17 protein-coding genes are annotated in these 18,343 nt (G+C 67.5%); 12 read left to right on the top strand and 5 right to left on the bottom strand.

What is annotated here, in order from left to right:
- Positions 1-106 precede the first annotated feature (106 nt).
- Positions 107-1,108 carry an AraC family transcriptional regulator gene (locus OF829_RS16205; RefSeq protein ID WP_264941160.1) on the bottom strand — a complete coding sequence of 334 codons (1,002 nt, stop codon included), beginning with the start codon at positions 1,106-1,108 and terminating at the stop codon, positions 107-109.
- Positions 1,109-1,449: 341 nt separating this feature from the next.
- On the opposite strand from OF829_RS16205, the gene OF829_RS16200 reads away from it, so the two are divergent.
- The 4 genes from OF829_RS16200 (at position 1,450) to OF829_RS16185 (ending at position 6,445) form a co-directional block, all read left to right on the top strand.
- Complete coding sequence (locus tag OF829_RS16200; RefSeq protein ID WP_264941159.1) at positions 1,450-2,196, top strand: sensor histidine kinase; 747 nt, start codon at positions 1,450-1,452, stop codon at positions 2,194-2,196.
- A gap of 2 nt (positions 2,197-2,198) precedes the next feature.
- Positions 2,199-2,621, top strand: a complete 423-nt coding sequence (locus tag OF829_RS16195) for a response regulator transcription factor (RefSeq protein ID WP_264941158.1) — start codon at positions 2,199-2,201, stop codon at positions 2,619-2,621.
- A gap of 215 nt (positions 2,622-2,836) precedes the next feature.
- Positions 2,837-4,963, top strand: coding sequence for a GDSL-type esterase/lipase family protein (locus OF829_RS16190; protein ID WP_264941157.1), 2,127 nt, complete (start codon positions 2,837-2,839; stop codon positions 4,961-4,963).
- A gap of 51 nt (positions 4,964-5,014) precedes the next feature.
- The gene (locus tag OF829_RS16185; protein WP_264941156.1) at positions 5,015-6,445 is read left to right on the top strand and encodes a hypothetical protein; all 1,431 of its coding nucleotides are present in this window, start codon (positions 5,015-5,017) and stop codon (positions 6,443-6,445) included.
- Between the two features lie 173 nt (positions 6,446-6,618).
- On the opposite strand, the gene OF829_RS16180 is transcribed toward OF829_RS16185, so the two are convergent.
- Positions 6,619-7,692: a PA0069 family radical SAM protein gene (locus tag OF829_RS16180; RefSeq protein ID WP_264941155.1), complete on the bottom strand. Its 1,074-nt coding sequence runs from the start codon at positions 7,690-7,692 to the stop codon at positions 6,619-6,621.
- 50 nt (positions 7,693-7,742) lie between these two features.
- Between OF829_RS16180 and OF829_RS16175 the strand changes: the two genes are divergently transcribed.
- Both OF829_RS16175 and OF829_RS16170 read left to right on the top strand, forming a co-directional pair.
- Positions 7,743-8,096, top strand: a complete 354-nt coding sequence (locus OF829_RS16175; RefSeq protein ID WP_319951561.1) for a VOC family protein — start codon at positions 7,743-7,745, stop codon at positions 8,094-8,096.
- Between the two features lie 108 nt (positions 8,097-8,204).
- A complete protein-coding gene (locus OF829_RS16170) occupies positions 8,205-8,501 on the top strand; it encodes an endonuclease domain-containing protein (RefSeq protein WP_406701442.1) in 297 nt (98 codons plus the stop codon).
- A gap of 53 nt (positions 8,502-8,554) precedes the next feature.
- Here OF829_RS16170 and moaB read toward each other — a convergent pair whose 3' ends face one another.
- The 3 genes from moaB to OF829_RS16155 are packed head-to-tail and all read right to left on the bottom strand — an operon-like array spanning position 8,555 to position 11,670.
- Positions 8,555-9,082: a molybdenum cofactor biosynthesis protein B gene (moaB, locus tag OF829_RS16165; RefSeq protein WP_264941154.1), complete on the bottom strand. Its 528-nt coding sequence runs from the start codon at positions 9,080-9,082 to the stop codon at positions 8,555-8,557.
- A gap of 15 nt (positions 9,083-9,097) precedes the next feature.
- Positions 9,098-10,948 (bottom strand): lytic transglycosylase domain-containing protein, encoded by a 1,851-nt coding sequence (locus tag OF829_RS16160; protein WP_264941153.1) that lies wholly within the window; start codon positions 10,946-10,948, stop codon positions 9,098-9,100.
- Complete coding sequence (locus tag OF829_RS16155) at positions 10,945-11,670, bottom strand: uracil-DNA glycosylase family protein (protein ID WP_264941152.1); 726 nt, start codon at positions 11,668-11,670, stop codon at positions 10,945-10,947. Before OF829_RS16155 ends, OF829_RS16160 begins: the two co-directional genes overlap by 4 nt.
- A gap of 127 nt (positions 11,671-11,797) precedes the next feature.
- On the opposite strand from OF829_RS16155, the gene OF829_RS16150 reads away from it, so the two are divergent.
- From OF829_RS16150 to OF829_RS16125, 6 genes are all read left to right on the top strand, one after another.
- On the top strand, positions 11,798-13,450 hold the full coding sequence (locus OF829_RS16150) for an electron transfer flavoprotein-ubiquinone oxidoreductase (protein WP_264941151.1): 1,653 nt from the start codon (positions 11,798-11,800) through the stop codon (positions 13,448-13,450).
- A 1-nt stretch (position 13,451) separates the two neighbouring features.
- A complete protein-coding gene (locus OF829_RS16145; RefSeq protein WP_264941150.1) occupies positions 13,452-15,032 on the top strand; it encodes a tetratricopeptide repeat protein in 1,581 nt (526 codons plus the stop codon).
- An 11-nt stretch (positions 15,033-15,043) separates the two neighbouring features.
- On the top strand, positions 15,044-15,862 hold the full coding sequence (locus tag OF829_RS16140) for a 4-(cytidine 5'-diphospho)-2-C-methyl-D-erythritol kinase (protein WP_264941287.1): 819 nt from the start codon (positions 15,044-15,046) through the stop codon (positions 15,860-15,862).
- Positions 15,863-15,939: 77 nt separating this feature from the next.
- Entirely contained in the window at positions 15,940-16,644 is a 705-nt protein-coding gene (locus tag OF829_RS16135) for a hypothetical protein (RefSeq protein WP_264941149.1), read from the top strand.
- A gap of 235 nt (positions 16,645-16,879) precedes the next feature.
- On the top strand, positions 16,880-17,614 hold the full coding sequence (locus tag OF829_RS16130) for an enoyl-CoA hydratase/isomerase family protein (RefSeq protein WP_264941148.1): 735 nt from the start codon (positions 16,880-16,882) through the stop codon (positions 17,612-17,614).
- Positions 17,611-18,315 carry an N-formylglutamate amidohydrolase gene (locus OF829_RS16125; RefSeq protein WP_264941147.1) on the top strand — a complete coding sequence of 235 codons (705 nt, stop codon included), beginning with the start codon at positions 17,611-17,613 and terminating at the stop codon, positions 18,313-18,315. The genes OF829_RS16130 and OF829_RS16125 overlap by 4 nt, the downstream gene beginning before the upstream one ends.
- Positions 18,316-18,343: the final 28 nt, after the last annotated feature.

Here is an 18,343-nt window from a genome sequence, read left to right as displayed (position 1 = left end):
GAGGACGGCGGCCACATCTGTTTCGTGTCCTCCCCCTCCGACGCCTTCGGCGCCACCTCCCCCTGGCGGGGGAGGATTAACAGCGCTCGCTGAATGCCGATACGTCCTAAGGCCTCGTTCCGGCGCGCCACATATTGGCCGCCACCCCGAATTCCCCCGTGAACCAGCGCGAGAAGGAACTGAGCGTCGCATAGCCGACCAGCACCGCGATCGCCTCGATCGAAAGCGCGGGCGTGGCGAGGTGGCGCAGCGCGAGTTCGCGGCGCACATCGTTGAGCACCGCGCCGAAGGTCGTTCCCTCGCGCACCAGCGCGCGCTGCAGCGCGCGCGGATGCTGCCCCAGATCCTCGCCGACATGCTCGAGCGTGCCCCGCCCCGAGGGCAGCAGCAGATAGAGCGCGCGCCGCGCCCGATCGGTCGCCGAATCCGCCCGGACCACCGCCTGGGCGAGCCGCTCGACCGAATCCTCGGCATAGCGCGCGATCGCGGGCTCGGCCCCGATGATCGGCAGGTCGAGCGAGGCGGGGGTGCAGCTGATCCCGTTGAACTCGTCCTCGAACTGGACCGGGCAATCGAACACGCGGCGATGGATCGTCAGGTCGGCGGGGGCAGGGTGGACGAAATGGACGCTGTCCGGATGCCAGTTGCCGCCCGTGATCGTCGCGAAGCTGCGGCGCATCTCCGCGACGGTCGCTTCGATCGTCTGGCGGGTCATGTGATGATCGGTGACGATATCGGTGCGGATCAACGCGGTCTCGTCATCCTCGTCGAGGCTGATCACCAGCGTATCGGCGAGCATGCGCTGATAGCGGATCAGCACGCGGATCGCGTCGCGCAGCGTGCGCTGGTGGCGGAAGAGCAGGCTGAACGCGCCGAGGCCCGAAATCTTGCGCGCCTCGCCGACCAGCAGCCCGAAGCCCTCGACCCCGCTTTCGCGCGCCGATTCCTCGAGCAGCAGCGACATCGACCGGCCGGGGATGAAGCGATCGGGATCGGCGATCATCGCGCGCGAAAGACCGGCGCGCGCCAACATCCGGTCGGGTTCGAGCCCCACCGACTCGGCGACCTCGACATAGTGCGCCAGCCCGGATGCGCGTGCCTTCGCCATTGTGCAGATAGTAACACACAAGCTCTGGCCGACCCAGAAGCGAAACAAATCGTACAATTGGCGCGAACTGCGAAGCGAGTGTCGCGATCGGAAAAGTAAGACTCCGGGAAGATGCGTAAGGAACGCCAGTGTCGGACGAAGCGCCGATACAGGTCATGAACCCCGAAAAAAAACAGCGGGAAAGGGCGGACGGCGAGAGCCGGTTCGCCTTCCCGCGTGCTGTCCAATCTGTGCGTACCCGTGTTTCTGGAGGTAGAATGCGTTCGTCTCAGCGCGTATCGGCGCCGGCCCGCCATGCCGGATGCCCTGTTCCCCCGGCGATTGCCCCGCGCCACTTCCATGTGGCGAACCGGCAGGCGGTGCGCCTGCCGTCGCTCGTCCATGCCCAGGATCGCGGCGCCTCGGCGGCCGAATCGCGCCTCACGGCGATGAGCGCGATGGCGTCGACGCTCGTCCATGAGCTGAGCCAGCCGATCACCGCGTCGCAGAACTACCTCCAGGCCACCGCCTATCGCCTGCGCAGCCAGATCCAGGGGCTCGAGGCGATGCTCGACGTGCTCGACCATGCCAGCGCTCAGACGCGCAAGGCGGGCGAGATCATCGGCCGGATGCGCGATTTCATGGTCAGCGGGACGATCACCGGGCAGCGCCAGGACCTGGGCGAGCTGGTCGCTTCCGCGTGCATGATGCTGCGGCTCGATGCGCCGGTCGAGATCGTCCGGGCGCTCGATCCCGACGCGCTCGACGTGATCGCCGATCGCGTCCAGATCGGCCAGGTCCTGTCGAATCTGCTCGCCAATGCCGTCGATGCGCTCTCGGGAAGCGACACGCGCCGCATCACCATCAGCTCGCGCGCGGCGGGCCGGATGGTGGAAGTGCGGGTCGCCGATACCGGCCCCGGCTTCGGCGAGGGCGAGATCGCTCAGCTGTTCGAGCCCTTCTACACCACCAAGCCCGCGGGCACCGGCCTCGGCCTGCCGCTGTGCCGGATGATCGTCGAGGCGCATGGCGGGCGAATCTGGGCCGAGCGGGGCGGGGAGGGCGCGACGATCGCCTTCACGCTGCGCGCCGCGGACGCGGAGGGCTGAGCATGGCGGGCCATATCGTCCATGTCGTCGATGGCGACGCCGCCGTGCGCGATTCCGCGGCGGCTTTGCTCACCCTGCTCGGGCATGAGCCCATGTTGTGGGAATCGGGCGGCCAGTTCCTCGCGCGCGCCAATCCGCGTCCGGGCGAGTGCATCCTGCTCGATGTCCGGATGAGCGGGATCGGCGGGATCGAGGTGCTCGGGCGGCTCACCGCCTGGGGCATCGTCACGCCGGTCGTGATGATGACCGAGCCGGGCGAGCGCTGGCTCGAGTCCGAATTCATGGAGCGCGGCGCGGTGTGGCTGCTCGACAAGCCCTTCACCCTGGGCGACCTCAAGCGCGCGCTCGCCATCGCCGAGGCCGCGGCGGCGCGGATCGCGTGCCAGCGTGCGGGGATCGAACCGCAGCGCCGTATCGAAGGATAGTATTTCACATTCGTGCCGGGCAGGGAGGCGTATCTTCCCCAGCCCGTCCCTCGTGTGCCGGTCGTGTAGCGTATCGGGCCGGGAGGGAGAGGTCGCTCCCCCGCAACCTCGCACGGACCGACAGGCGGGAGGGTCCCCTAATCCCCCCGGACCCTCCCGCTTGTCATCCTCCGCCCCTCGGCTATGGTAGCGTTACCATAAGGATGGAGAGGGTGATGGACAGGTTGCGGCGGGCGCTTGCGCCGATCGTGCTGCTATTGGCGCTGGCCGGCGGATCGGCGGTGGTCGCGGCCGAGGGGAAGGGCGAGCGCTGGGTCGCCGCCTGGGGCACCTCGCAGCAGATCCCCGAGGAGCGCAACGCGCTCAAGCCCGAAGAGCTCAAGGACGCGACGCTCCGCCAGATCGTCCGCATCCAGATCGGCGGCAAGCAGCTCCGCATCCGCCTGTCGAACGCGTACGGCACCCAGCCGCTGACGATCGGCGCGGCGACCATCGCCAGGTCCGCCGACAATGCCCAGTCGCGCGTCGATCCCGATAGCCTGCAGACGCTGACCTTTGGCGGCAAGCCCTTCGCGACCATCCCCGCGGGCGCCGAATATTGGTCGGACCCGGTCAGCCTGCCGGTCGCGGCGGGCACCGATCTCGCCGTCTCGATCTATCTGCCCGACGCGCCCGCGCAGCAGACCGGCCATCCCGGATCGCGCGCGACCTCCTATTATCTCCACGGCGACCTGACCGCCGCGCCCGAGCTGCTGGGCGCCAAGACGGTCGATCACTGGTACCAGCTCGCCGGGATCGAGACCGTGTCGGAGAAGGGATCGGCGCTGGTCATCATCGGCGATTCGATCACCGACGGTTCGGGGGTGAAGCCCAATACCAATCTGCGCTGGACCGACGCGCTCCAGCTCCGGCTTCGCGGCAGCGACCTCAAGGAGATGGCGATCCTCAACGCCGGGCTGGGCGGCAACCGGCTCCTGCTCGACGGGTTGGGGCCGAATGCGCTCGCGCGGTTCGATCGCGACATCCTGTCGCCCCCCGGCGTGACCCACATGATCGTCCTCGAGGGCGTCAACGATCTCGGCACGCTCACCCGCGATGCCCCCGCCACCCCCGAACAGCATGCTGCGCTCGTCCGCAACATGATCGGAGCGCTCCGCCAGATGGTCGCGCGCGCGCGATCGCGCGGGATCGTGGCGATCGGGGCGACGATCCTGCCCTATGGCGGTTCGGGCTATTATCATCCCGGCCCCGAGAGCGAGGCCGACCGCCAGGCGGTCAACGCCTGGATTCGCGCGCCGGGCAATTTCGACGGGGTGATCGATCTCGACGCGGTGATGCGCGATCCGGCCAGGCCGACCCACATGCTCGCTTCGTACGATTCGGGCGACGGGCTGCATCCGTCGATGGCGGGCTATCAGGCGATGGCCGATGCGGTGCCGCTGGCGCTGCTCGGATCGAAGCAGAAGCCGGCGCGCGCGGCCGCCGCCAAGCCCGAACCCGCGCCGATGATCGCCTTCACCTTCGACGACATGCCCGCGCACGCCGCACTCCCGCAGGGCGAAACCCGGGTCGATATCGCCGACCGGATCATCAAGGCGCTCAAGGCAGTGGGGGCGCCGGCAACCGGCTTCATCAACGGCGTGGCGACCGAGCGTGAGCCCGCCTCGGTCCCGGTGCTCGCAAACTGGCGCGCGGCGGGCTTCCCCCTGGGCAATCACGGCTGGGCGCATCTCAACCTCGACCAGATCAGCGACGACCAGTTCGTCGACGAGCTCAAGCGCAACGAGCCCTTGCTCCAGTCGCTGATGGGCAAGCAGGACTGGCATTGGTTCCGCTATCCCTTCCTTGCGGAAGGCGGTGCCGATCCTGCCCGCCGCGCGCGGATCCGCACGCTGCTCGCCGCGAACGGCTACAAGGTCGCACCGGTGACGATGGGGTTCGACGACTGGGCCTATAACGACATCTATGCGCGCTGCGTGGCCAAGGGCGACACGGGTGCGATCGCGCAGATGGAGACCTGGTTCCTCGACGGCGCCGAGGCGAACATCGCCCGCTACCGCGCGATGGCGAAGACGCTCTACGGCCACGATGTGCCGTACGTGATCCTGATGCACCTCGGCGCGTTCGATGCCCGCATGATGCCGCGGCTGCTCGCGCTCTATCGAAAGCACGGCTTCCGCTTCGTCAGCCTCGAAGAGGCGATGCGCGACCCCGTCTACAAGGCGGAGGTCAACCCCGCGCTCCCTCCCGAGCCGCAAGGCCTCGAAGGTGCTCTGAACGCGAGAAAATTGCCGTTCCCGCCCGGTTACACGCGTCCGGCGCTGGACAGCCTGTGCCGATAGCATAAGCTCGCTCCCGAGGGGTTTCGATCGGTTGGGGGTGGGGACGAGTCCGTGCTGCGTTGGGTGATCGCTTTGCTGCTGGTGACGTTCGCGGGGGCGCTCCCCGCGGCTTCGCCGCCCGCACCCAAGGGCGTGACCGTCACCGTCACCCGCGGCGAGGGCGACGAATGGATCGCCGACTATCAGTTCGATCAGGCCTCGCCGGTCTGGTTCTTCCCGCGATCGGGGATCGACGAGAAGGGCCAGCCATGGCGGCTCCAGGTCTGGACGGTCGAGACGCCCGGCGTCCGCCTCGTCCGCGCGGGCCATTACGATCTGCTCACCGCCGATACCCCGCTCAAGCGCGTCCGCATCCGGATGAAGCTCTATACCGACCAGCCCGAGGCCGAATATGCCCCGGTGCTGCGCTTCTCCGACGGCGCGCTCGCCTTCTTCTCGGACCAGTTCTACGTCGTGCCGACAAAGTCGATCGCGGCTGCGCGGGCGCTGCCGGTCGATCTCAACGGCGTGGGCACCGACGGCACGCCGGTCACCTTGGTGCTGAGCGATCCGGGCCACCGGCTGCTGCTGCGCGGCAAACCGATCACCACCGGGCACGTCAGCTTCGCGCTCGATACCGGCAACACCTATCTCTACACCGGCAACGCCCCCGTGATCGACACGCCCGCCTTTGCCGGCGTGCTCGACACCGGCCTGCCCGACTGGGTGAAGGCCGAACTGCGCGATTTCACCCCGCGGCTGATGGCGCTCTATCGCGACAAGCTCGGCATTCCGGCGATCGGCAAGCCGATGGCCCTGATTGCCTGGGGCGGGGACAAGCCCGAGGGCATCTCGCTCGGCGGCGGCGTGGTCGATGGCATGGTGGTGATGCAGATCCGCGGCGCCCGCGCGCTCACCCGCTCGCCCGAGACCACGTCGTGGATGCGCTGGTTCATCGGGCACGAGTCCGCCCATTTCTGGATGGGGCAGACGCTCCATTACGAGCGGATCAGCGAGGGCTGGATCACCGAGGGTGCGGCCGATTTCCTCGCCACCCGCGCGCTCCAGCGGCTTGTCCCCGAATATGATCCCAAGACCGACCTGCGCGACGCGATGCACGATTGCCTGCGCTTCGTCGGGCCGATGGAGGCGCTCTCCAGGTCCGAGGATCGCGGCGAGCCGCGCGCCAATTACGGGTGCGGCGCGATGCTCCTCCTCGCCGCCGAGGCCGCGACCAGGAAACACGATCCCAAGGCCGACAGCTTCACCTTCCTGCGCGGGCTGATCGACGCCAACCGCATCGATACCTATGTCAACACGCGCGAATGGCTCGAGCGCTTCAAGCTCGCCACCGGCGACGCCGCGCTCACCGCCGAGGTCCGCGCCTTCATCACCACGGGGGTGCCCGATCCCAAGGCCTTTTGGCGGCATCTGTTCGCGGTCACCGGGGTCGATCAGCCGGTCGAGATGAAGTCGATCAAGGAAATGATGCAGGCAGGCTAGGACGGACCGCCATTCAACTCATCCTCCCCCGCCAGGGGGAGGTGGCACGCGTAGCGTGACGGAGGGGGAGGGCGGCGGTCACGGCTGTTTCGTGTCCTCCCCCTCCGTCGCCTTCGGCGCCACCTCCCCCTGGCGGGGGAGGATCAACCTTGCTCGCTGAATGGCGATCCGTCCTAGATCGGCAGGCTGAACTGGTCGCCCTGCGGCGGGCGGAACAGATCGGTGCGCACGTTGAACCGCTCGCTGTCGAGCCCGTAACGCCGCGCGGCCTTGTGGAAGCGGGTGCGCAGCAGATCGGCCCAGGCGCCCTGGCCCTTGAAGCGCGTGTGGAAATTGCCGTCATTATCCTTGCCGCCTCGGATCGACTGGATGATCGACATGACCTTTCCCGCGCGATCGGGGAAATGGGTGTCGAGCCAGGCGCGGAAGAGGGGCGCGACCTCGTGAGGAAGGCGGACGGGGAGGAAGAAGGCGGCGCGGGCGCCGGCCTCCGCGGCGCGCTCCATGATGTGCTCCATCTCGTGATCGGTGATCGCGGGGATCACCGGGGACATGGAGAGGAAGACGGGAATGCCCGCGTCGCTGAGTTTGCGCATCGCCGCCAGCCGCTTCTCGGGATGCGGGGCGCGGGGCTCGACCGTCATCGCCACCTTGGGGTCGAGCGAGGTGACCGAGAGCATCACCGCCGCCAGCCCCTTGGCGGCCATTGGCGCCAGCAGGTCGATATCGCGCGTCACCCGGTCGGACTTGGTGGTGATCGTCAGCGGATGGTCGCACTCCGCCAGCACTTCGATGCAGCCGCGGGTGATCCGCCACTCGGCCTCGATCGGCTGATAGGGATCGGTGTTGGTGCCGAACGCGATCGCCCGGCACACATAGCCGCGCTTGCCCAGCTCCTCGCGCAGCAGGCGGGGGGCGTCGGGCTTGGCGAAGAGGCGGGTTTCGAAATCGATGCCGGGGGAAAGGTCGTGATAGGCGTGGGAAGGCCGCGCGAAGCAATAGATGCAGCCATGCTCGCAGCCGCGATAGGGGTTGATCGAGCGGTCGAAGGCGATGTCGGGCGAGGCGTTGCGGGTGATGATCGTCTTCGGCTTCTCGACGGTCACCGTGGTGCGGAGCGGGGGAGGGCCCTGGTCGACCAGTTCCTGCGCATCGAGCCAGTCGCCATCTGCCTCGCGCTCGGGCAGGTTGAAGCGCGTGCTTTCCCGGTTCAGCGTTGCGCCGCGGGTGGGGCGGGATTTGGCCATTGCGGAACGCTAGGCCTTCGGGTAGAACATTACAAGAACATTGGAGGCGGATGATGCTCAGGATCAGCTATGTAGAATTGCCCGTGAAGGCCGTGGCCGAGGTGCGCGATTTCTATGCCGGGGCATTCGGCTGGGCCTTCACCGATTTCGGGCCGGACTATGCCGCGACCATGACGGGCGACACCGATATGGGCCTCAACGGCAGCGAGGACCACGCCATCGCCAACATCATGCCGATCGTCGAGGTGAAGGAAGATCTGGAAGGCGCGCTGGAGAAGGTCGTGGCCGCGGGCGGGGTGATCACCCTGCCGATCTTCGCCTTTCCGGGCGGGCGGCGCTTCCACTTCCGCGATCCGGCGGGGCATGAGCTGGGGGTGTGCATCAACGAGCCGGAAACTCACTAATTCCTCCCCCGGAGGGGGAGGGGGACCGCGAAGCGGTGGAGGGGGAGTATCCGCAAGCTAACCGCCCCGAAGGCTACGCGAGCGCGTGCCAAGCAGCTCCGGCGAGAGATGACCCTGCCGGAGGTCTTGCTATGGCGCGAACTCAGAAAGCGCCCGGACGGGCTGAAATTCCGCCATCAGCATCGTGCGGGCCGGTATTTTCTGGACTTCTATTGCTACGAGGTTGCTCTTGCAGTCGAGGTGGATGGGGAAATCCACGGACGCGGTGACCAGCCTGAGCGGAACGCCGTGAGGGACGCCTGGCTTCGTTTGCAGAATGTCCGCGTACTTCGAATCAACGCCTCGGATGTGTTGCGCAATATGGAGGGGGTAGTCCGCTACATCGTGGCCACCGCTCGCGGATAATCCCTCTCCACCAGCTTCGCTGGTCCCCCTCTCCCTCCGGGAGAGGATTGAGGTCACCGCTCCATCAGCCGCGGCATCAGCTCGACGAAGTTGCACGGCCGGTGCCGGATATCGAGCTGGTCGCGCAATATTCCGTCCCACGCATCCTTCACCGCACCGGTCGAACCCGGCAGCGCGAAGAGATAGGTGCCCCGCGCCACGCCGGCGCAAGCGCGCGACTGGATCGTCGAGGTGCCGATCGTCTGGTAGCTGAGCCAGCGGAACAGCTCGCCGAAGCCGGGGATTTCCTTGTCCCACACCCGCGCCAGCGCCTCGGGGGTAATATCGCGCCCCGTCACCCCGGTGCCGCCGGTGGTGAGCACGCAGTCGATCTCCGGATCGTCGATCCAGGCGTGGAGCTTGCCCACGATCGCATCGGCATCGTCGGTCACGATCGCCCTGTCGGCGAGGACATGGCCGGCGCCTTCGAGCCGTGCGACCAGGGTATCCCCCGAACGGTCATCGGCCAATGTCCGCGTATCGGAAACGGTCAGCACCGCGATGCGGACCGGCAGGAAATCCCGGCTTTCATCCAAAGGCATTGGCGTCGATCGGCATCAGTGGAGCGTGGACGACGGAAACTGCTGCCCCCGGCCCATCCGGACCGCGCTCGGCCCCGGCAGCCCCGGGAAGCGCGGCCACAGCCCCTGCACCAGCGCGTCGCGGCTCGGCGAGGGGCGGCCCTCCTGCAGCTCGTACATCCAGTAATTGCGCAGCACGATCATCACATAGCCGCGCGTCTCCCAATAGGGGATGCTCTCGATATACAGCAAAGGATCGCCATTATCGCGGATCGTGCTGTTCCAGTTCGTCACCGGCGTCGGCCCCGCATTATAGGCTGCGATCACCTTGGGCAGCAGCCCGCCGGTAAAGGGCAGGTCGCGCAGCTGCTCGATATAGGATTGGCCGAGTTCCATGTTGACCGCGGGCTTGGTCAGGTCCGAGCTGGCATAGTTCACGCCCCGCGCGCGGCCGATATCGATGGCGGCGATCGGCTTGACCTGCAGCAGCCCCACCGCCCCGGCGGCGCTGCGCACATCGGCGTTGAAGCGCGATTCCTGGAGCGTGTGGGCATAGACGAGCGCGCGATCGACCCGCCAGCCGCCCGCGGGGGTCCAGTTGGGCATCGGATAGCGCGCCTCGAGCAAGGGCTGGGCGCCCGCCGGGCCGTTGTGCGACAGCCAGAGCTGGGTCGAGGCGAGGCTCATCCGCCCCGCGAGCCGGGTGAGCGCGGCATGTTCGTCGGGGGTGGAGAAGCGCGCCTGCTGGCGGAGCACCTCGTCGGCCAGCCGGTTCTCGCCGATCTCGACCAAAGCCGCGGCGACGCGGACATTGCGGTGCCGCTCGAGCTTGCGCCAGTCCTCGGCGATCATGGTCTCGCCGCGGACCGGGGTCTTATCGTCGATCCCCAGCGCCTGGCGCGCGAGCAGGCCATAGAAGGTCTCGCCATATTGCGAGGCGGTGTTCAGGTGCCCCGAAACCCGCTCGGGATGCCCGCACGCCATATCGGCGCGCGAGGCCCAATAGAGGCCGGCGGTGCGCAGCTCGACATCGGCGGCGCGGTTGGCGACGGCTTCGAACGCGGCGCCCGCGGCCTCGCAATCGCCCTGCCGCCATGAGGCGAGGCCCTGGATCCAGTCGGCCTGCGCCGCCCAGCTGCCGGTTCCGGCCTGGCCCTTGGCGGCCATGCGGCGCGCATTGGTATCGTCGCCCGAGACATAATAGATCCAGGCGGTCTTTTGCCGCCATTCGGTCGCGGCTTCGGGGCTCATGTCCTGGACATGCGCCTCGACCAGCGCCTCGGCCGAGGCGCCGTCATCGGACTTCACGAAGGGCTGGATCGCCAGCGCGACCTCGGTCGAGGCCGAATCGCTGCGGGTGGAGGCGACGCGGATGCGGGTGGGCGCCGAGTCGAACCAGACCAGCCGCTGCGGGTTGGGCAGATCGGGCGTATCGGTCGCGCCGCGGGTGCGGGCCATGCGGCTGAGCTGCTCGGCCTGGGGCAGTTCGGGCGAGTCGGCGATCAGCGCGAGCAGGGGCGCGAGCTCGACCTTGGGCGAGCCCGCGGCGGTGTAGAGCTCGGCGCGCGCGATCGCGTGGAGCGGCCCGGTGCGCATCTGAGTCAGGATCGCCTCGGCATCGGCCCAGCGCTTCTCGCGGATCGCGGCGAAGACCTTGCGGTAATCGGCGCGCTGATCGGCGTCGAGCTGGTCGGGAATGCCGTCGCCGTCGCGCATCGCCGGGGCGGGGCGGCCGGGTCCGGGGCGATCGAAGCGCAGCGACGCCTCGGGCACCGCCTGATCGGTGGTGGCGACCAGCCGTTCCTCGACCTTGGCCTCATCGGGCGCGGCATGAGCCGCAACGGGAAGCGCCAGCAACGCGGCGAAAAGGGTGATACGCAACTTCACTGGCCGATCCCCCGGCTAAACAGCAACAGATGTTTCCAGGCCTCGGCCTTGGCGGCGGGACGTTCCATCAGGAAACGAGGGTGGAAGGTCGCCACGGCCTTCGTATTTCCGCCAGAATGATTAATGTCATGTATGCCATTTCCCGAAGCTGAACCGCTCGTCGTGCCAAGTACACGATTCGCCGAAGTCCCAAGCAACAGCAGCTTCTTCGGGGCCACCAGGCCGATGTGATGCAGCGCGAGCTCGATCAACTTGGGCTCTGCTTCGCCCGGGATCTGCCCGGCGAGCGGCCGCGCCCAGGCGAGCGGTGCGAGATGCACCGAGTCGCGGTTCAGGCCGATCGCGGCGAGCATCCGGTCGAGCAGCCGCCCCGCCGGTCCGCTCATCAGCGAGTCGGTATCTTCGGCATCGGGCATGTCGGTGAGGATCATCAGATCGGCGCCGGCAGGGCCCGCCGGCGCGATCCGCGGCGTGAGCCAATCGGCCTCGGGCGCGGCATCGCTCATCCGCCAGCCAATGAAGCCCTCGATCGTATCGGGAAGCGCCGCCACCGGCGCTGCCGTAGCGGCAACCGCCTCGGGTGCGGTCTCACGCACCGGGGCCGGCCGCGCGAGCCAGTCGCGCGGTTCGTCCTCGGCGAGCGTCTCGACCCCCGCGTCGCGCCACCATTCGAGTGCGCTCGCAAGGCTTTGACGCCACTGATCCCCATATTCCCCGCCCATGGATCGCATAGGCCAATGCCTTGACGCCGCGGTCAATCTGGCCCCATCGCCTTAGGGACAGGACGTTGCGCGCATACGATGAGCGCGCGCGAACCCGTCCCGAACAAGGACGGTGAGGGAGATGGAGATGAGCGAACGGGAGTCGATGCCTTACGACGTGGTGATCGTAGGGGCGGGGCCTGCGGGTCTTTCGGCGGCGATTCGGCTGAAGCAACTGGCGGGCGAGGCGGGGGCCGAATTGTCGGTCTGCGTACTCGAAAAGGGCTCCGAGGTCGGCGCGCACATCTTGTCGGGCGCGGTGGTCGATCCCAAGGGACTCGACGAACTGATCCCCGACTGGCGCGACCAGGGCTGCCCGCTCGCCGCCTGCCCGGTGACCGAGAACCATCACTGGGTGCTGACCAGGAACGGCAAGTCGAGCTTCCCCGAGTTCATGACCCCGCCCTTCATGCACAATAAAGGAACCTACACGGGATCGCTCGGCAATCTCTGCCGCTGGCTCGCGGGCAAGGCCGAGGAACTGGGCGTCGAGATCTTCCCGGGCTTCGCCGCGGCCGAGATCCTGTTCAACGACGACGGATCGGTGAAGGGCGTCGCCACCGGCGACATGGGCGTGGCGCGCGACGGCACCCACAAGCCCGATTACCAGCCCGGCCTCGAGCTCCACGCCAAATACACCTTCTTCGCCGAGGGCGCGCGCGGGCATCTGACCAAGCAGCTGATCCGCGATTTCGATCTGGCGAAGGACTCCCAGCCGCAGGTCTATGGCATCGGCATCAAGGAGCTGTGGGATATCGATCCGGCCAAGCACAAGCCCGGCCGCGTGATCCACACCCAGGGCTGGCCGCTCGACGACGACACCCAGGGCGGCAGCTTCCTCTATCACCAGGCTGACGGGCAGGTGGCGCTCGGCTTCGTGGTGTGGCTCGATTATGCCAACCCCTGGCTCTCGCCCTTCCACGAACTCCAGCGCTGGAAGCACCACCCGGCGATCGCCGAGATCCTCGAAGGCGGCAAGCGCGTGAGCTATGGCGCGCGCGCGATCAGCGATGGCGGCTGGCAATCGGTGCCCAAGCTCGTCGCGCCCGGCGCGGCCCTGGTGGGCGACGCCGCGGGATTCCTCAACGTCCCCCGGATCAAGGGCAGCCACACCGCGGTCAAGAGCGGGATGATGGCCGCCGAGGCTGCCTTCGCCGCGGTCCAGGCCGGGCGCAGCGCCGACGAGCTGACCGCCTATCCGCAAGCCTATGAGGCGAGCTGGGTCTATTCGGAGCTGAAGGGCGTCCGCAACGTCGTCCCGCTGGTCAAGAAGTTCGGCGGCACCTGGGGCACCGTCTTCGCCGGCATGGCGATGTGGTCAGAAGTGCTCGGCCTGCGCTGGCCCTTCACGATGCAGCACAAGCCCGATTACAAATACATGCACCGCGCCGCGAACGCGAAGCCGATCGATTATCCCAAGCCCGACGGCAAGCTCAGCTTCGACAAGCTCTCCTCGGTGTTCCTCTCGAACACCAATCATGAGGAGGACCAGCCGATCCACCTGACGCTCAAGGACCCGGAGATCCCGATCCACGTCAACCTGCCCTTGTACGCCGAGCCCGCCCAGCGTTATTGTCCGGCAGGCGTGTATGAGGTGATTGGCGAAGGCGACGACGCCCGTTTCCAGATCAACGCGCAGAACTGCGTGCACTGCAAGACGTGCGACATCAAGGACCCCAGCCAGAATATCACCTGGGTGGTGCCCGAAGGCGGAGGCGGCCCCAATTATCCGAACATGTAAAATGCTGGGCTTGGCGCTTGCCGCGGTGACCGCGGCGGCGCCGGCGTACGCCCAGGTCGATCCGCTCGCCGACTATGTCCGCACCCGCGCCGCTGATGCCGACGGCGCCTCGGATGTCGCCGCCAGGGGCTATGCCGAGGCGTTGACGGCCAATCCCGACGACCCGGCGATTGCGCTCCACGCCTATCGCGTCGGGCTGGCCGTGGGCGATTTCGCGCTCGTCGCCCGCGCCGAGCAGGTGCTGTCGAAGAACCCCGATCCGCCGATCGACACCCCGATCGTCCGCTTCGCCATCGCGCTCCAGAGCGGCGACAAGGCTGCGTGCGACGCCGCGGTCGCCAAGATGGAGGAAGGCCCGCTCGATTTCATGGTGCCGGTGCTCCGCGCCTGGCTCGCCTTCGATCGCGGTGAGGATCCGTTCCCCTGGCTCGACGGGCGCAGCAACAATGCCCTGTCGCGCCGCTTCGCGATGGAGCATCGCGCGCTGATCATGATCGCGCTGGGGCGCACCGATGAGGGGCTGGAGGGCGTCAAGCGCATGCTCGCCGCCTCCGACAATGACGATCTGCGGATCAACGCAGCGCTGATGCTGGCGCAGAAGGGCAAGCGCAAGGAAGCAGCCGCCTTGCTCGCCGGCGACCGGCCCGATTTCGGGGCGCTGCGCAAGGCGCTCGGCAAGCAGCGCGGCAAGCCCGGCGGCGCGGTCGGCGCGGCGCGGCTGTTTCTCAGCCTGACGGTCGATCTGGTGAGCGAGGACGCGCCATCCGAAATCTCGATCCTGCTCGCCCGCTCGGCGCTGCTGCTCGATCCGTCCGACGAGCGCGCGCGCCTCTATCTGGGCGAGGCGCTCTCCAAGGGCGGTTATCACGACCTCGCGCTCGCCGAGCTCGCCAGGGTCGGCCCCAAGAGCCCCTATTATCCCGGCGCCTTTGCGGGCCGGGTCACGGCGTTGCGCCGCGCCGGCCGAACGCCCGAAGCCGTCGCGCAAGCCAGGGGCGCCGCCGAGGCACGCGGCGGGACCGCCGCGGACGCGCGCACCTATGGCGACCTGCTCGCCGAGCAGAAGCAATGGGGCGATGCCGCCGCCGCCTATGGCCTCGCGCTCAAGCGCCCGGGCGGGGAAAGCGACTGGTCGCTGCATTACCTCCAGGGCGTCGCGCTCGATCGTGCGGGCCGCTGGAACGAGGCGCAGTCCCAGCTCCGCCGCGCAATCGAGCTGGGCCCCAACGAGCCGCTGGCGCTCAACTATCTCGGCAATGCGCTGATCGAGCATGGCGACGATGCCCAGGGCGGGCAGGCACTGCTGGAGAAGGCCAACCGGATCAAGCCGGGCGACCCGGTGATCACCGATTCGCTCGGCTGGGCCTATTTCAAGCGCGGCGACGTGACCAAGGCGCTGCCCCTGCTCGAGCGCGCGGCCAAGGCCGATCCGGGCGACCCCAGGATCAACGAGCATCTGGGCGATGCCTATTGGCAGGTCGGGCGGCGTTACGAGGCGCGTTACGCGTGGCGCGCGGCGGCGATCTATGCCGATGAGGACGCCACCAAGCGGCTCGAAGGCAAGATCGCCAACGGCCTGTGAAGCCCGGCGCCGTGATCGTCGAGAAGGCGCCGGCGAAGCTCAACCTCGCGCTCCATGTGCGGGCGAAGCGGCCGGACGGGTTCCACGAGATCGAGACTTTGTTCGCCTTTGTCGAGGTGGGCGACGAACTCCGGCTCACGCCCGCCGACGCGCCGTCGCTGACGCTGACCGGCCCCTTCGCCGATGCGCTGGCGGGGGAGGGCGACAATCTCGTCTGCCGTGCCGCGGTGGCGTTCAAGGCGGCGTTCGGCGGCGGGGACGTCGCGATCACGCTCGACAAGCGGCTTCCGGTCGCCTCGGGCCTGGGCGGCGGATCTGCCGACGCCGCCGCGACGCTGCGCGCGCTTGCCCGGCTGGGTGGCGTCGCGCTTGATCATCCCAGCCTCGCCGCCTGCGCATTGGCGCTCGGCTCGGACGTTCCGGCATGCCTTTTCGGCCAGACTGCGATCGGGCGCGGCAGGGGCGAGCAGCTCGAGGCGATCGACGGTGCCCCCGGCGTGCCGGTGCTCCTCGTCAACCCGCTGGTCGCGGTTTCGACCGCGCAGGTGTTCAAGGCATGGGACGGGATCGATCTCGGCCCGCTTCCCGAAGGCCGGATCGGCGCGGTCGTCCATGACGGCCGCAACGACCTCGAGGGGCCGGCACGCGCGATCGCGCCCGAGATCGGCGAGGTGCTGGAGGTGCTGGCGGACCAGCCGGGCGCGATGCTCGCCCGCATGTCGGGCTCGGGCGCGACCTGCTTCGCTTTATTCGAGCGCGCGGAGGATTGCGCCAGGGCGCGGCGGGCGATCTGGCCCGAATGGTGGGCAGTGGAGACGCGGCTGGCCTAGGGGACCAAGAAGCGCAGATGTGGTAATTGTGACCGTCAAATGCGACGACAACTTTGCCGCTCAATTGAGAGACTCTTGTGACCCCCAAGCTACGCCTTGCTCTCGATCTTGCCCACCAGATCGAAGAATTCCCATTGGAGAAATGCGGCCCTAGCGATGACCCCGACAAGGAAACTGCCTACCTGGCGGCTTTCAGCAGGATCACCACACGCTTCTTCGCGGCGGCACGTCGGATTGGCGATCCCGAGTTATTGGCAATGCTGGATGCGCTGGTCGAGCAACCCCAGCACATCGTTGAGGCATATATCCAGAAAGACGGGCTGATGGCTGTCATCGATTATCTCAAGGAGGTGGCCGAAAGCCCGGCGTACGAAAACGAAATCATTCTCAATTCGGTCTTCATTGCTCCTGAAGTGCTCGTGCAGCTCCGCGCTGCGACGCCCACGACTTTCGATTTCAAAAAGCTGATCAGATTTTGCGAAGAGCTCGACGATGCCTATCGGCGCGGGAACTATCTATCGTCGGTGCTATTGATCCGGGCGATAATGAACCATGTGCCCCCGGTATTTGGCCAGCAGACATTCGGCGCTGTTGTTTCTCAAGCAGGCCGCAGCGTCAAACCAATGCTTGAACGTCTGGAGCACGAAGCTCGCCCAATTGCTGACTTGCACACTCACTTTCTCATCCGGCAGCGCGAATCCCTACCGACCAAAAATCAAGTAGAGCCTTATAAGGGACCCTTCGAACTCCTGTTGCAGGAGGTGATGGCTCGCGCTGAATGAAACCGCGCGTTGGGATTAGGCCTCATCGCAGTCTCTCCATCTTGATCCGTAGGGAGAGCATCAACGGGTGACCGACGGCGTTTACCACTCCCGCAAACCCCCTGTTGTCACTTCCGGGCGCATAACGTCCCCAGCGGATCAGACGCCAGGAGCGGGACGTCCGTCGGTGGTCCGCGCTTCGGCGCGCGCCATCCCCGCCTTCACAGGCGGGTGCGCATCGGGCTAGAGCCGCCCCATGATCCGCCTCGACCGCGACGGCCATGTCGCCACCATCACCCTGAACCGTCCCGCGGCGCGGAATGCGCTGCCGACCACCGGCTGGCTGCAGCTCGCCGAGACCGCCGCCGAGATCGCTGCCGGCGACGCCCGGGTGGCGATCCTGCGCTCGGAGGTGCCGGTGATCTTCTCCGCGGGCGCCGATATCGCCGAATTCCAGCGCTTCACCGGCGACGATCCCACCCGCTTCCGCGAGGTGATGCGCGCCGGGATCGAGGCCATCGCCGCGCTACCCATGCCGTGCATCGCGGTGATCGACGGCGGCTGTTTCGGTGCGGCGATCGCGCTCGTCCTGGCCTGCGACCTGCGCGTCGCGGGCGACGGCGCGCAATTCGCGTCGACCCCCGCCAAGCTCGGCCTCGGCTATCCGCGCGAGGACGTTGCCCGGCTGATCGCCCAGATCGGCAAGGGCAATGCCGCGCGGATGCTGTTCACCGGCGAGATCGTCGATGCCGCGGATGCGCATGAGATGGGTCTGGTCGAACTCCGCTGGGAGGAGCCCGAGCCGCTCGCCCGCGCCTTTGCCGATCGGATCGCCGCCAATGCGCCGGGCGCGATGAAGCTGCTCAAGCGCACCCTCGCCGATCCGAGCGATCCCGCGCTCGATGCCGCATTCGACGCCTGTTTCGCGGGCGAGGAGTTCGCCGAAGGGGTGAAGGCGTTCCGCGAGCGGCGGAGGCCGAGCTTCCCATGAGCGAAGTGATCGAAGGCGGCGCGGCGGATGTGCTGTTGCTGTGCGACCATGCCTCGAACCATGTGCCCGACGATATCGATCTCGGCATCGCGCCCGAGCTGCTCGATCTCCATATCGCGGTCGATATCGGCGCCGGCCCGGTCACGCGCGCGCTTGCCGAACGGCTCGATGCCCCCGCGATCCTGGGCGGCGTTTCGCGCCTCGTCCTCGATCTCCACCGCGAACCCGATCACCCGAATCTCGTCCCGAAGGCAAGCGATGGCTATGCGATATACGGCAATCTTGAGATCGAGACTGAGGAGCGGCTGACCCGCTTCCATATCCCCTATCACACGCTGATCGAGAACCGCATCCGCGCGCATCGCCCGGTGCTGATCCTCTCGATCCACAGCTTCACGCCCCGGCTCGAACAGGGGGGCACGCCGCGCCCCTGGCAGGTCGGCATCCTCTATAATCGGGACGAGAGTGCCGCGCGCCCCGCGATCGGCTGGCTCCGCGGGCAGGGCTTCGTGACCGGCGACAACGAGCCTTACTCAGGCAAGCTGCTCAATGCGACGCTCAACCGGCATGCAGAGGCCAATGGCATCCCCTCGATCGCTATCGAGATCCGCAACGATCTGATCCGCGATGAGGCCGGCGTGCAACATTGGACGGATATTTTAGCACAATTGACGGATCATTTGCGCAATCATCTTGCGTGACCGACCCGTCCGGCATTAGGGCCGCGCC

The organism is Sphingomonas caeni (assembly GCF_026013415.1).
Classification (GTDB): domain Bacteria; phylum Pseudomonadota; class Alphaproteobacteria; order Sphingomonadales; family Sphingomonadaceae; genus Sphingomonas; species Sphingomonas caeni.
The sequence above is the reverse complement of the archived record's forward strand: the minus strand, read 5'-3'. Positions and strand labels throughout refer to the sequence as shown.